Genomic DNA, 13,127 nt, shown 5'->3' with positions numbered 1-13,127 from the left:
ACGCCCGGTTACATTCCGAACCCGGAAGCTAAGCCTCACAGCGCCGATGGTACTGCAGGGGGGACCCTGTGGGAGAGTAGGACACCGCCGAACAAATTTTAGGGAAAACCCCGCACCTCACGGTGCGGGGTTTTTCTGCGTTCAGGGGCTTTTCAGGGTGTTCTTTCCGTCCCCTTTCCGTTTCTGGGGCGGAAAGGGTCCGTGTTTCACAGCCGGCCCGCTGCTTTCAATGCCAGGTAGGCGTCCGCGAGTGCGGGAGCCAGGTTGTCCGGAGTCGCGTCGACGACGGTGACTCCCTGACGGCGCAGTTGTTCCGCGGTGCGCTGGCGTTCGCCCTGGGCCTGGGCCGCCGCAGCGGCTTCGTACACCGCGTCCGTGCTGCCCCGGGCGGCGGCCATGCGGGCCACGTACGGGTCCGCGACCGAGGCGACCAGTACGGTGTGCCGTTGTGTGAGCTGGGGGAGGACCGGGAGCAGGCCCTCTTCCACGGGGGCCGGGTCCAGGCTGGTGAGCAGGACGAGCAGGGAGCGGCGGGGCGCCGTGCGCAGTGCGGTCGCCGCGAGGCCCCGGGCGTCCGTCTCGATGAGTTCGGCTTCCAGCGTCGCCATGGCGTTGACCAGGGACGGGAGGAGCATTCCCGCGGCGCGGCCCTGGACGAGGGCCCGTACCCGGCGGTCGTAGGCGAGGAGGTCCACGCGGTCCCCGGCCCGGGAGGCGAGGGCGGCCAGGAGCAGGGCGGCGTCCATGGCGGCGTCCAGGCGGGGCGCGTCAGCGACCCGGCCGGCCGAGGTGCGGCCCGTGTCGAGGACGAGCAGGATGTGGCGGTCGCGTTCGGGGCGCCAGGTGCGGACGGCGACCGCGGACTGGCGGGCGGTGGCACGCCAGTCGATGGACCGGGTGTCGTCCCCGGGCACGTAGTCGCGCAGGCTGTCGAACTCGGTGCCCTCTCCGCGGGTGAGGACGCTGGTACGGCCGTCGAGTTCGCGGAGCCGGGCCAGTTTGGACGGCAGGTGCTTGCGGCTGGTGAACGGGGGCAGGACCCGTACCGTCCAGGGCACCTGGTGGGTGCCCTGGCGGGAGAAGAGGCCGAGCGGGCCGTAGGAGCGGACGGTGACACGGTCGGCCCGGCGGTCGCCGCGGCGGGTGGGGCGCAGCCGCGTCGTCAGCCGGCGGCGTTCACCGGCGGGGACGGTCAGGCGGTGGCGTGAGGCGTCGGTCTCCGTGCCGGGCTGCCAGCTGCTGGGCGGCCAGGCGTCGCGGATCCGGGCCCGGAGGGGGCGGCCGGACGGGTTGGTGACGGTGAGCGTGACATCGGCGGTGTCGCCCAGGCGTACGGAGGTGTCGCCGGAGCGGCTCAGGCCGAGGCGGCGTACGGGCGCGGCCAGGGCGTAGTCGCAGGCGCAGGCGACGGCGAGGGGCGCGTTGACGGCGAGGACGCCGGTCCAGCCGGCGTCCAAGAGGCCGACGGGGACGGAACCGAGGGCCGCGAGGAGTGCGGCGCGTCCGGTGAGGGCCATCAGCGGGGGACCGGGACGTGGGTGAGGACCGCGGTGATCACCGAGTCGGCGGTGACGCCTTCCATCTCCGCTTCCGGGCGCAGCTGTACGCGGTGGCGCAGGGTGGGCAGGGCGAGGGCTTTGACGTCGTCGGGGATGACGTAGTCGCGGCCGGTCAGCCAGGCCCAGGCGCGTGCGGTGGACAGCAGGGCGGTGGCGCCGCGCGGGGAGACGCCCAGGGAGAGGGACGGGGACGCGCGGGTGGCGCGGCAGATGTCGACGACGTAGGCGGCGATCTCGGGGGAGACGGTGGTCGCGGCGATCGCGGTGCGGGCGGCTTGCAGGTCGGCGGGGCCCGCCACGGGGCGTACGCCGGCGGTGTGCAGGTCGCGCGGGTCGAATCCGGCGGCGTGCCGGGTGAGGACGTCGATCTCGTCGTCCCGGGAGGGCAGGGGGATGGTCAGCTTGAGCAGGAAGCGGTCCAGCTGGGCCTCGGGCAGCGGGTAGGTGCCCTCGTACTCGACCGGGTTCTGGGTGGCGATGACCAGGAAGGGGGCGGGGAGCGGGCGCGGTGTGCCGTCGACGGTGACCTGGCGTTCCTCCATGGCCTCCAGCAGCGAGGACTGGGTCTTCGGCGGGGTGCGGTTGATCTCGTCGGCGAGGAGGAGGTTCGTGAAGACCGGGCCGGGCTGGAAGGAGAACCGGGTGGTGCGGGCGTCGTAGACGAGGGAGCCGGTGACGTCGCTGGGCATCAGGTCGGGGGTGAACTGGACGCGTTTGGTGTCGAGTTCGAGTGCGGCGGCGAGGGTGCGCACGAGGAGGGTCTTGGCGACTCCGGGGACGCCTTCGAGCAGGACGTGGCCGCGGCAGAGCAGGGCGACGACGAGACCGGTCACGGCGGGGTCCTGGCCGACCACGGCCTTGGCGATCTCGGCGCGCAGGGCCTCCAGGGAGGACCGGGCGGCGGTCGCGTCCCCGGTGTGCCCGGCGTTGTCAGTGGTCGGGTCCATCATGGACGGCGTACCTCTCTTTCGAGGGCGTCGAGTCGGTCGGCGAGGGAGACGAGGGCCGCGTCGTCGCCGGGCGGCGGGCCGAAGAGCAGGTCGTGCAAGGGCTGTGCGCCGCCGTCCAGGCGGGCGGACAGGGCGGGGAGGAGTGCCTCGGGTGTGTGCGCCTGGGTGGTGGGGATGCCGACGAGGGGAGCGAGGCGGGTGCGGGTGGCGGAGCGAAGAGCGGTGGCGGCGCGGTCGCGGGCGTTCACCTTGCGGTAGAGGCGGGCGCGGCCCTCGGTGGTTTCGGAGGCGCGGATCGCGACGGGGAGTTTCTCGGGCACGAGGGGGCCGAAGCGGCGTGCCCGCCACAGGGCCGCCAGTGCGGCGGCGATGAAGAGCTGGAGGGTGCCCCAGAGCCAGCCGGAGGGCAGCAGGTCGAAGAAGCCGCGCTCGCCGCTGTCGGGGGCGGAGGCGTCGTCGAGCGAGGGGAGGTACCAGACGAGATGGGGGCGCGAGCCGAGGAGTTGGAGGGCGAGCGAGGCGTTGCCCTGCTGGTCGAGGCGGTTGTTGAAGAGGATGGCGGGCGCGCCGAGGACGACGGTGTCGCCGCGCGCGGCCTGCGGGATGCGCAGCAGGGTGGGCAGGCCGTCGCTCGGGTAGCAGGAGTCGGCGCGCACGGTGGTCGAGTAGCGGATGCCGTCGCCGAGTTCGGCGGGTCCGGCGCGGCGGGCGGCGGGCAGGGCGCAGCCGGGTGCGAGCACGGTGTCGAAGCCGGGCGCGGTGTCGACGGTGACGCCGGGGGCCAGGCGGTCGAGGGAGGGAGTGCCGGGGGCGACGAGGACGGTGCGTCCGCCGGTGCCGGCGGTGGCGGCGCGCAGCCGGGACTGCTGGTCGCGCGTCAGCAGGTCGGGGACGGCGACGAGCAGGGTGGTGTCGGGTCCGGCCGCGGCGCGTGCCTCGTCGAGGCCGGTGACGACGCGGCTGCTGACGTGCCGGTCGGCGAGGAGAGCGGCGACGGCGCGGCTGCCGTGCGGGTCGGCGGAGCGCGGGTCGAGGCGGCCGTGCCGGTCCCCGGAGCGCAGTGCGGCCAGGACGAGGCCCGCGGCGAGCAGGATCAGCAGTGCGAGCAGGATGCCGCGCGCGCGGGTCCAGGTCTGCCGGGCGGTGGGCGAGGTCGAGGTGGCCGGGGGCGGGGCCGTGGTGGTTGCCTCGGTGGTCATCCGGCGGCTCCCCGGTGGGTGGTGCCGGTCGTGCTCGTCGTGCTCGCGGTCAGCTGGGGCCGGGTGTGCTCCAGGTCGCGGTCGAGTGCGGCGATGTGGCGGTACGTCTGCTCGGTGGCGCGGCGGCCGCCGTATGTGACGCCGTCGAAGTCGCGGGCGGCGGTGTGCAGCCGGTCGGCGTGGGCGGGCAGGGTGCGGCCCGCTTCGGCCGCGGCCTCGTCGGCGGTGCGGCCGGGGCGGGTGTCGAGGAGGGCGCGTTCCTCCAGGGAGCGGACGAGGGCGCGCATGCGTTCCTGGACGGCGGGGTTCCAGTGGCCCTGGGCGGCGTGTGCCTCGGCGGCGGCGCGGTGTTCGGCGGCGCTGCGGGGACGGTCGTCGAACAGGGCGGGGGCGGAGGCGGGTTCGCGGTGCGGTGTGCCCAGGCGCCACCACAGGGCGCCCAGTACGGCGAGGACGGCCAGGACGATCACGACGAGTCCGGCCGTGCCGCCGGGGGTGGCCGTCGAGGCGGAGTCGAAGAGTCTGCCGACCCAGTCCCAGAAGTGGTCGAGCGCGCGTTGGAACAGGCCGGGGTCGTTCTCGTGGTACACGCGCTTGGACAGTTCGCGGCGGGCGGCCTCCCGCGCGGGGTCGCGCGGGAGGGTCACCGGTGGTGTGCCGCCGGGGTCCGGCTGGGCCAGGGCGAGCGTGTGCCCGATGCGCGGCAGGGACCGCAGGATCCCGTCGGCGTGGTCCGCCGCGCGCGCGGGCGCGGGCGGCGCTGTGAGAACTCCCCCCGGCAGGCTCACGGCATCAGCTTCCGGAGGCGGGTGCGTCGGTGCCGTGGCCCTGGACGCCTGCGGCGCGGGCCAGTTCCAGGTCGAGGGCTTCGCGGCGGATGCGCTGGTCGACGTAGAGGAGCACGGTGACACCGGCCGTGATCGGAAGTTTGATCATGGAGCCGATCACCGAGCCGATGCCGGTGATGACCAGGTACGTCCAGCTGAGCTGGGTGCTGCCGTCCAGGAGGCCGGAGAACCCGCCGTCGCTGAAGGCGGAGGCGATCAGGCTGAAGGGGATGACGATGATCGCCGAGATGATGCCGACGATCAGCGCGGTCAGGAGCTGGATGCCGAAGATCCGCCACCAGGAGCCGTTGACCAGCTTGACGGAGCGGCTCATCGCCTTCTTGATGCCCTGCTTCTCCAGCATCAGCGCGGCCGGGGAGAGGGAGAAGCGGACCGCGAGCCAGATGGCGACCACACCGGCGCCCAGTGCGCCGAGGACGGCGATCGCGGTGCCTCCGACGGGGGACCCGGTCGCGGCGACGATGAGGCCGGGCACCATGCCCACGGCGAAGACGCCGAGGCAGATGACCAGCAGCACGAGGAGCAGACCGAGCAGCCTGGGCAGTTGGGGAGCGGCGTCGCGCCAGGCCTCGCGCAGGGTGACGGACCTGCCGAGCACCGCGCGGCTGGTGACCGTGGTGAGCAGGCCGGTGGCGAGGACGATGCCGACGACGCCGACCAGGAAGATGATGCCGGAGCCGAGGAGGCTGTCGCCCGTGGCCCGGAGCACTTCGCGGGGCGTGGCGTTCGGGTCCTTGAGCGCGTCGTTGTCGATGACGCCGTTCAGCGCCAGACGCTGCACCAGGATGACGACGATCTCGGTGACGACCGCGATGGCCAGCGCGATGCCGAGCACGGCCCGCCAGTGGGCGCGCATCGTGGACACGGCGCCGTCGAGGATCTCGCCCAGGCCGAGCGGGCGCAGCGGGATCACACCGGGCTTGGCCGCGGGCGGCGGCCCGCCCCAGCCGGCGCCCCAGGCGCCGTATCCGCCGGGACCGGGTCCGTGGCCGCCGGGTCCGTAGCCACCTGGGCCGCCGTACCCGCCGGGGCCTCCGGGGGCGCCGTACCCGCCGTATCCGTAGCCGCCGCCCGCGGGCGGCGGGGCGCCCCAGCCGGAGGGCGGCGGGGGCGGGGTCTGGCCGGGTGCCGGGGCCGCGGGACCCCCGGTGGGCGCGGACCACTGGCCGGCCGGAGGCTGCTCCTTGGACCACCTGGGGCCGGGGTTCTGCGGCTGCGCTCCGGGCTGGTCCGCGGGCCGCTCGGGCTGGGCCGGCGCGGACGGGTCGGGGCGGCCGGCGGGGTCGGCAGGGCCGGACGCGCCGGGTTCCTGCCCGTCGGACGGGGCGGATCCGGGCGAGGCCCAGCCCGGAGTGTCGTTCATCGTCGCTCCTTCACGGTGCCCGTCCGCGGTCGCGGCGGCAGGTGGGGTGCCATCGTGCCATGGGGCGGTGTCAGGGTGATCTGCCGCGGTGGCCGCTGTACGCCTTCCATTGTCCGCGGGATACGGGGAACACTGACGGCATGGCTGATCAGTACGCGCAGGCTCGCGAGGACAACCGGCCGCCGGGGATTCCCGCCCTTCGCTGGGAGGAGCCGCCCGAGGGCCCCGTCCTGGTCCTCCTCGACCAGACGAGGCTGCCCGCCCAGGAGGTCGAGCTGGTGTGCACGGACGCGCCCGCGCTGGTGGAGGCGATCCGGTCGCTCGCCGTGCGCGGGGCGCCGCTGCTGGGCATCGCCGGGGCGTACGGCGTCGCGCTCGCCGCCGCGCGCGGCTTCGACGTGGACGACGCCGCCGACGCGCTCGCGGGAGCGCGGCCGACCGCGGTGAACCTCTCGGTGGGCGTGCACCGGGCGCGGTCGGCCTATCACACCGCGCTGGCCGAGACCGGTGATCCGCTGCTGGCCGCTCCGGCGGCGCTGGCCGCGGCGCGGCAGCTGCACCGGGAGGACGCGCGGGCCAGCGCGCGCATGGCCGAGCACGGGCTCGCGCTGCTGGACGAGCTGCTGCCGGCCGGTGGGCACCGGATCCTCACGCACTGCAACACCGGGGCGCTGGTGTCGGGCGGGGAGGGCACGGCGTTCGCGGTGGCGCTGGCGGCGCACCGGGCGGGCCGGCTGCGCCGGCTGTGGGTGGACGAGACCCGGCCGCTGCTCCAGGGGGCGCGTCTGACGGCGTACGAGGCGGCGCGCAACGGTCTGGCGTACACGCTGCTCGCCGACAACGCGGCCGGTTCGCTGTTCGCCGCCGGTGAGGTGGACGCGGTGCTGATCGGCGCGGACCGCATCGCGGCGGACGGCTCGGTGGCCAACAAGGTGGGCAGCTATCCGCTGGCGGTGCTCGCCCGCTACCACCACGTGCCGTTCATCGTGGTCGCCCCGGTGACGACGGTGGACGAGCGGACTCCGGACGGGCCGTCCATCGAGGTGGAGCAGCGTCCGGGGCACGAGGTGACGGAGCTGGCGGCACCGCAGGCCCCGGGGACGGGCGCCGGGGGCGGCATCCCGGTCGCGCCGCTCGGTACGCAGGCGTACAACCCGGCGTTCGACGTGACCCCGCCGGAGCTGGTGACCGCGATCGTCACCGAACAGGGCGCCCTGTCGCCGGTGACGGCCGAGGGACTGGCCGAGCTGTGCGCGCGTTCGCGGCGGGCGGCGGAGGAACACGGGAGAGGGTAGGCGGCGGGGCGGAGAAGGGCACCGGCCGGGGCTCGTGCGGTGCCCGTTCCCGGGACGCGGGCAGACAGTGACGGCTCCGTACGACTATCGTCACAGGCCAGTGAGCTGTCTCACCTGGATCTTCGCCACCGTTACGAGAATGGGATGATGTCGTTTATGAAGGGACGAGTCCTTGTCGTCGACGACGACACCGCACTGGCCGAGATGCTCGGGATCGTGCTGCGTGGTGAGGGTTTCGAGCCGTCGTTCGTGGCTGACGGCGACAAGGCGCTGGCCGCTTTCCGGGAGGCCAAGCCCGATCTGGTGCTGCTCGACCTGATGCTGCCCGGCCGGGACGGCATCGAGGTCTGCCGCCTGATCAGGGCCGAGTCCGGCGTGCCGATCGTGATGCTGACCGCCAAGAGCGACACCGTCGATGTCGTCGTGGGCCTGGAGTCCGGGGCCGACGACTACATCGTCAAGCCGTTCAAGCCGAAGGAGCTGGTCGCCCGGATCCGGGCGCGGCTGCGGCGCTCGGAGGAGCCCGCTCCCGAGCAGCTCGCCATCGGTGACCTGGTCATCGATGTGGCCGGGCACTCCGTGAAGCGGGACGGGCAGTCGATCGCGCTGACCCCGCTGGAGTTCGACCTGCTGGTCGCGCTCGCCCGCAAGCCGTGGCAGGTGTTCACCCGCGAGGTGCTCCTGGAGCAGGTGTGGGGCTACCGCCACGCGGCGGACACCCGCCTGGTGAACGTGCATGTCCAGCGGCTGCGTTCCAAGGTCGAGAAGGACCCGGAGAAGCCGGAGATCGTGGTGACCGTCCGTGGTGTCGGCTACAAGGCCGGACCGAGCTGAGATGTCCGGGGACAGTGCCGCTTCGGCGCCCGGACGGACCGGGACCCGCGCGGAGCGGCCTGTCGGCCGGAAGGGCGCGGGTTCCCGCTGGCGACGCCTCCTGGAGGGCGGGCTGCTGCACGGCGGTGTGCAGGGCAGCCCGGTGCTGCGGCTGCTGATGCGCTGGGTGCGCAGGCCGCTGCTGCCCGTCATGCGCCTGTGGCGGCGCAACATCCAGCTCAAGGTCGTCGCCACCACCCTGCTGATGTCGCTGGGTGTCGTGCTGCTGCTGGGCTTCGTCGTCATCGGCCAGGTCCGTAACGGTCTGCTCGACGCCAAGGTCAAGGCGTCGCAGAGCCAGGCGACGGGCGGGTTCGCGGTCGCCAAGCAGCGGGCCGACGAGGCCGCGAGCGGCGCCGGGGACGATGCCGCCGGCACGCCCGCTGACGGGCACGCCTCGCAGAACGTCATCTCCTGGATGAGCGAACTGGTCTCCTCGCTCTCCAGCGGCGGCCAGGGCGCCTTCGACGTGGTGACGCTGCCCGCGGGCGAGGAGAGCGTCGGCGGGCGCGGTCCGCGCGCCTCCGGCCAGGTGGATCCGACCGTGAGCGTCCCGGAGGACCTGCGTGCCCGGATCAACGGCAGCATGACCGCCGCACAGAGCTACACGCGCATCGTCTACAAGGACGCCGACAAGGTGCCCCAGCCCGCCCTGGTCATCGGCAAGCAGGTCAACGACCCCAACGGCGACCCGTACCAGCTGTACTACCTCTTCCCGCTCACCCAGGAGGAGAAGTCGCTCGGCCTGGTCAAGGGGACGCTGGCCACGGCCGGGCTCTTCGTCGTCGTCTTGCTCGGCGCGATCGCTTGGCTCGTGGTGCGCCAGGTGGTGACGCCGGTGCGCATGGCCGCCGGGATCGCCGAGCGGCTGTCGGCCGGGCGGCTCCAGGAGCGGATGAAGGTCACCGGCGAGGACGACATCGCCCGTCTGGGTGAGGCGTTCAACAAGATGGCGCAGAACCTCCAGCTGAAGATCAACCAGCTGGAGGACCTGTCCCGGATGCAGCGCCGGTTCGTCTCCGACGTCTCGCACGAACTGCGGACACCGCTGACGACCGTACGGATGGCCGCCGACGTCATCCATGAGGCGCGCGAGGACTTCGACCCGGTCACGGCGCGGTCGGCGGAACTGCTGCTCGACCAGGTGGACCGGTTCGAGTCGCTGCTCGCCGACCTGCTGGAGATCAGCCGCTTCGACGCGGGCGCCGCGGCCCTGGAGGCGGAACCGGTCGACCTGCGCGAGGTCGTGCGGCGCGTGGTCAGCGGCGCCGAGCCGCTCGCGGACCGCAAGGGCACCTGCATACGCGTCACCGGCGACCAGCAGCCCGTCGTCGCCGAGGTCGACGCCCGGCGGGTGGAGCGCGTCCTGCGCAATCTGGTCGTCAACGCCGTCGAGCACGGCGAGGGGCGGGACGTCGTCGTCCGGCTGGGCACCGCGGGCGGCGCGGTCGCCGTCGCGGTGCGCGACTACGGCGTCGGGCTCAAGCCGGGTGAGGCGACCCGCGTCTTCAGCCGCTTCTGGCGGGCCGACCCGGCACGCGCGCGTACCACCGGCGGTACGGGTCTGGGGCTGTCGATCGCCCTGGAGGACGCCCGGCTGCACGGCGGCTGGCTCCAGGCGTGGGGCGAGCCGGGCGGCGGTTCGCAGTTCCGGCTGACGCTGCCCAGGACGGCCGACGAGCCGCTGCGAGGTTCGCCGATACCGCTGGAGCCCAAGGACTCGCGGCGCAACAGCGGCCGCGACGCGGCCGGTGCGGGCCGCGCCGCGAAGCGGGCCACCGTGCCCGCCCAGCCGACCGCGGAGCGCTGCGCGGGACAGAGCCGGGACCCGATAGCGGCCCGGTCGCCCGTGGCGGCCCCCACCGCCGATCCGACCGCGCTGCCGGGCAACGGCGCGCGCGTGGTGCCGCGGCCCGCCTCGGGCACACGGCGGCAGGACACCACCGCGTCGGCGCCGGAGGCGGGGACGTCCGCCGTGGAGCGGCCGGCCGAGGAACGTGCGGGCGGGGCCGCGAGCCCGGAGGGCGCCGGGCCCGGGGCCGCGAAGGAGCAAGGGGAGGCATTTCGTGGGCGCTGACCGCGAGGGGGGCGCGCGGCGTCGGCGGATGCGTGCGCTGGTGTGCGCCGCCTGGGGGGTTGTCCTGCTCGCGGGGTGCGCCTCGATGCCCGACAACGGCGACCTGCGGGACGTGGAGTCCACGCCGCGCCAGGACACCGAGGTACGGGTGTTCGCCATGCCTCCCAGGGACAACGCACCGCCGTCCGAGATCGTGCAGGGCTTCCTTGAGGCGCTGACCAGCGACGACCCGCAGTACGCGACGGCCCGGCAGTATCTGACGACGACGGCCGCGCGGCAGTGGCGGCCCGAGACGTCCACGACCGTGCTCGCCGACGGATGGGACATCGAGGTCGACCGGGCCACGGCGCACGAGGACACCGGCGACTACGCGTTCACGCTCACCGGCAGCAAGGTCGCCCGGGTGGACGAGCAGCAGTCGTACGCACCGCTGGACGGCCGCTACAGCCAGGCGGTGCACCTGACGCGCGACAGGAAGTCCGGGCAGTGGCGCATCGACACGCCGCCGCAGGGGGTCCTCATGGGCCGCTCGGACTTCCAGCGCAACTACATGCCCGTCAACAAGTACTACTTCGCCTCGAACACGCCGGGCGGCGTCGGGAGACCGGCCACGGCCGTCGCCGATCCCGTGTACGTACGGCAGCGCGTCGACGCCATGACCCAGGTGGTCCGCTCGGTGCTCACCGGCCCGACCCGCTGGCTGGACCGGGTGGTCAGGTCGAGCTTCCCGACCGGGACGGCGCTGCGCAAGGACGTCACCGGGCTGGCGCCCGACGACCAGAACCGGCTGACCGTGCCGCTGAACGCCAAGGCGTCCGGCGTCGGCGGCGAACGCTGCTGGGAGATGGCCGCGCAGGTGCTGTACACGGTGCAGAACCTCACGCCGACCGTGGAGACGGTGGCGTTGCAGCGCGCCGACGGGAGCACGCTGTGCACGCTCGGCGCGGACCGGGCCCGCACCGTGGCCACCCGCGGGCCGGTGAAGCGGCCCGAGTACCTGTACTTCCTCGACGACAAGCGCCGGCTGGTGCGGATCCCCGGCGCCAGCTCCGGGACGACCGTCGAACCGGTGCCGGGCGCCCTGGGCGAGGGCGTCCAGCGGCTCGGCTCGGCGGCGGTGGCATGGGACGAGCGCAGCGCCGCCGGGGTCAGCAACGACCGCAGGGAACTGTTCGTCGGGCCGCTGGAGCAGGGCGGCGCGCTCGGTACGCCGGTGCTGCGGAGCAACGGCAAGACGGAGAACGACCGGCTGACACCGCCGAGCTGGGACGCGCGCGGCGACCTGTGGGTGGCCGACCGCGATCCGGCCCGGCCGCGGCTGATGGTGCTGGAGCAGGGCACCGGCCAGCCGGTCGGGGTGGCCGTCCCCGGTCTCGACGGACGCATCGACGCGGTGCGGGTCGCCGCCGACGGTGTGCGCATCGCCCTGCTCGTGGAGCACAAGGACCACACCAAGTCCCTGCTCATCGGGCGGATCGAACGGGATGCCAAGGCCGATGGGCGGTCCGCGGTCGCGGTGCTCGAACTGCGGTCGGCGGCCCCCGACATGGAGGATGTCACCGCCATGTCCTGGGCGGGCGACAGCCGCCTCGTGGTCGCCGGACGCGAGCAGGGCGGTGTGCAGACCATGCGGTACGTGCAGGTCGACGGCTCCACGCCGGACGTCCCCGCGCCCGCCGCGCTCACCGGGGTGCGCTCCATCGCCGCGTCCGAGGACGAGCGGCTGCCGCTGGTGGCCTACTCGGAAGCGGACGGGCTGGTGCGGATGTCGTCCGTGGCGCAGTGGCAGAAGGTGGTCAAGGAGGGGGCGGAGCCCGTCTATCCCGGGTGAGTCTCGGCTTCGAGGTGAGTACGGCTTTCCTCCGGCCTCCGGCCTCCGGGCCCCGGGCCCCGACCCCGGTCCCGGTCCCTTCTTGGGCCGGGGCCTTCACTCGTGCGGGTGAAGCCCTGCCCGGCGTCGTAGGGGTTGTCCACAGGGCGTCGCGCCCCGTTGTCCACAGGGGTGGCCGACGCGGCGCCGCCTCGGCACAGTGGATGTATGCGCAGGTGGTGGCGGGACCTCACCGACCTGGTACTGCCGACCGAGTGCGGAGGCTGCGGCAGGCCGCGCACGGTGCTCTGCCCCCGGTGCCGTGCGGCTCTCGGCCGGGCCGCGCCGGGCCGGGTGCGGCCGGACCCGGCGCCGCGCGGTCTGCCGCCCGTGCACGCGGCCGCTCCGTACGCGGACGAGGTCAGGGCGGCTCTCCTCGCCCACAAGGAAAGGGGAGCGCTGGCCCTGGCCGGACCACTGGGCGCGGCGCTGGCGGGCGCCGTGCGGTCCGGGCTGCGCGCGGCCGGGACCCGGGACCCGGTCCGGGGCGGCACCAGACCGGTGCTGCTGGTGCCGGTGCCCTCCGCGCGGGGCGCCGTGCGGGCCCGGGGGCACGATCCGGTGCGGCGGATCGCGCTGGCGGCCGCCGGTGAGCTGCGCCGTTCGGGACTGCCGGCCCGGACGCTCACCGTGCTGCGGCAGCGGCGCGCCGTGGCCGACCAGTCGGCGCTCGGCTCCCGGCAGCGGCAGGCGAACCTCGCCGGTGCGCTGCGGACGGTCCCGGGCGGCGGCCCGCTGCTCCTGGAAGGGCCCGTCGTGCTGGTCGACGACCTGATGACGACGGGTGCCTCGCTGACGGAGGCGGCGCGCGCGGTGAGGTCGGCCGTGTACACGGCGCGGGTCCGGGAAGGGATGGAGGAACGGAAGCCGGTAACACGGCGGAAGGAGGGGAACCCGTTGTACGGCACATCCGAATTGGCGGATGCCGGCGCAAGCGGTGACGTGATCTGCGCGGCCGTCGTCGCCGCTCCACCGGATTCCTTCGAAATAGAAGGAACTGACAGCGGAGACGCATCGTTGCAGGTAATGACAGGGTCAATTCACCTGGATGGAGGTACACCGCGGTAGAGGGTGACGCCATCCCACCCGGCGA

The 13,127-nt window shown here is 74.1% G+C and carries 10 protein-coding genes and 1 rRNA gene; 6 read left to right on the top strand and 5 right to left on the bottom strand.

Going from position 1 to position 13,127, the window contains the following annotated elements:
* Positions 1-93 (top strand): 5S ribosomal RNA (rrf, locus tag ACWDYF_RS22600); the annotation flags it as partial.
* A 113-nt stretch (positions 94-206) separates the two neighbouring features.
* On the opposite strand, the gene ACWDYF_RS22595 is transcribed toward rrf, so the two are convergent.
* Genes ACWDYF_RS22595 through ACWDYF_RS22575 form a run of 5 tightly spaced genes read right to left on the bottom strand, consistent with a single transcriptional unit; the run spans position 207 to position 5,919 of the window.
* On the bottom strand, positions 207-1,517 hold the full coding sequence (locus tag ACWDYF_RS22595) for a DUF58 domain-containing protein (RefSeq protein ID WP_389465755.1): 1,311 nt from the start codon (positions 1,515-1,517) through the stop codon (positions 207-209).
* Positions 1,517-2,506, bottom strand: coding sequence for an AAA family ATPase (locus ACWDYF_RS22590; protein WP_389466190.1), 990 nt, complete (start codon positions 2,504-2,506; stop codon positions 1,517-1,519). Before ACWDYF_RS22590 ends, ACWDYF_RS22595 begins: the two co-directional genes overlap by 1 nt.
* Positions 2,506-3,708: a DUF4350 domain-containing protein gene (locus ACWDYF_RS22585; RefSeq protein WP_389465758.1), complete on the bottom strand. Its 1,203-nt coding sequence runs from the start codon at positions 3,706-3,708 to the stop codon at positions 2,506-2,508. The genes ACWDYF_RS22590 and ACWDYF_RS22585 overlap by 1 nt, the downstream gene beginning before the upstream one ends.
* Entirely contained in the window at positions 3,705-4,496 is a 792-nt protein-coding gene (locus ACWDYF_RS22580) for a DUF4129 domain-containing protein (protein WP_389465762.1), read from the bottom strand. Before ACWDYF_RS22580 ends, ACWDYF_RS22585 begins: the two co-directional genes overlap by 4 nt.
* Before the next feature lie 4 nt (positions 4,497-4,500).
* Positions 4,501-5,919: a glycerophosphoryl diester phosphodiesterase membrane domain-containing protein gene (locus ACWDYF_RS22575; RefSeq protein ID WP_389465765.1), complete on the bottom strand. Its 1,419-nt coding sequence runs from the start codon at positions 5,917-5,919 to the stop codon at positions 4,501-4,503.
* Between the two features lie 140 nt (positions 5,920-6,059).
* Between ACWDYF_RS22575 and mtnA the strand changes: the two genes are divergently transcribed.
* The 5 genes from mtnA to ACWDYF_RS22550 all read left to right on the top strand — a co-directional run bounded on the left by mtnA (position 6,060) and on the right by ACWDYF_RS22550 (position 13,102).
* A complete protein-coding gene (gene mtnA / locus ACWDYF_RS22570; protein WP_389465768.1) occupies positions 6,060-7,214 on the top strand; it encodes an S-methyl-5-thioribose-1-phosphate isomerase in 1,155 nt (384 codons plus the stop codon).
* Between the two features lie 144 nt (positions 7,215-7,358).
* The gene (gene mtrA, locus ACWDYF_RS22565) at positions 7,359-8,048 is read left to right on the top strand and encodes a two-component system response regulator MtrA (protein ID WP_009188938.1); all 690 of its coding nucleotides are present in this window, start codon (positions 7,359-7,361) and stop codon (positions 8,046-8,048) included.
* A gap of 1 nt (position 8,049) precedes the next feature.
* Positions 8,050-10,164 carry an MtrAB system histidine kinase MtrB gene (mtrB, locus tag ACWDYF_RS22560; RefSeq protein WP_389465772.1) on the top strand — a complete coding sequence of 705 codons (2,115 nt, stop codon included), beginning with the start codon at positions 8,050-8,052 and terminating at the stop codon, positions 10,162-10,164.
* A complete protein-coding gene (locus ACWDYF_RS22555) occupies positions 10,154-11,995 on the top strand; it encodes an LpqB family beta-propeller domain-containing protein (protein WP_389465775.1) in 1,842 nt (613 codons plus the stop codon). Before mtrB ends, ACWDYF_RS22555 begins: the two co-directional genes overlap by 11 nt.
* A gap of 207 nt (positions 11,996-12,202) precedes the next feature.
* Complete coding sequence (locus tag ACWDYF_RS22550; protein WP_389465778.1) at positions 12,203-13,102, top strand: ComF family protein; 900 nt, start codon at positions 12,203-12,205, stop codon at positions 13,100-13,102.
* The last annotated feature ends 25 nt before the right edge of the window (positions 13,103-13,127 follow it).

The sequence above is a fragment of the Streptomyces sp. NPDC003284 genome (assembly GCF_053589675.1).
Note: the sequence above shows the minus strand (reverse complement) of the source record. Positions and strands in the feature narration are given on the sequence as shown.

Coding starts and splice junctions, on each gene's coding strand:
- ACWDYF_RS22595 (WP_389465755.1), bottom strand. CDS start 1,517: ATGGCCCTCACCGGACGCGCCGCACTCCTCGCGGCCCTCGGTTCCGTC.
- ACWDYF_RS22590 (WP_389466190.1), bottom strand. CDS start 2,506: ATGGACCCGACCACTGACAACGCCGGGCACACCGGGGACGCGACCGCC.
- ACWDYF_RS22585 (WP_389465758.1), bottom strand. CDS start 3,708: ATGACCACCGAGGCAACCACCACGGCCCCGCCCCCGGCCACCTCGACC.
- ACWDYF_RS22575 (WP_389465765.1), bottom strand. CDS start 5,919: ATGAACGACACTCCGGGCTGGGCCTCGCCCGGATCCGCCCCGTCCGAC.
- mtnA (WP_389465768.1), top strand. CDS start 6,060: ATGGCTGATCAGTACGCGCAGGCTCGCGAGGACAACCGGCCGCCGGGG.
- mtrA (WP_009188938.1), top strand. CDS start 7,359: ATGATGTCGTTTATGAAGGGACGAGTCCTTGTCGTCGACGACGACACC.
- mtrB (WP_389465772.1), top strand. CDS start 8,050: ATGTCCGGGGACAGTGCCGCTTCGGCGCCCGGACGGACCGGGACCCGC.
- ACWDYF_RS22550 (WP_389465778.1), top strand. CDS start 12,203: ATGCGCAGGTGGTGGCGGGACCTCACCGACCTGGTACTGCCGACCGAG.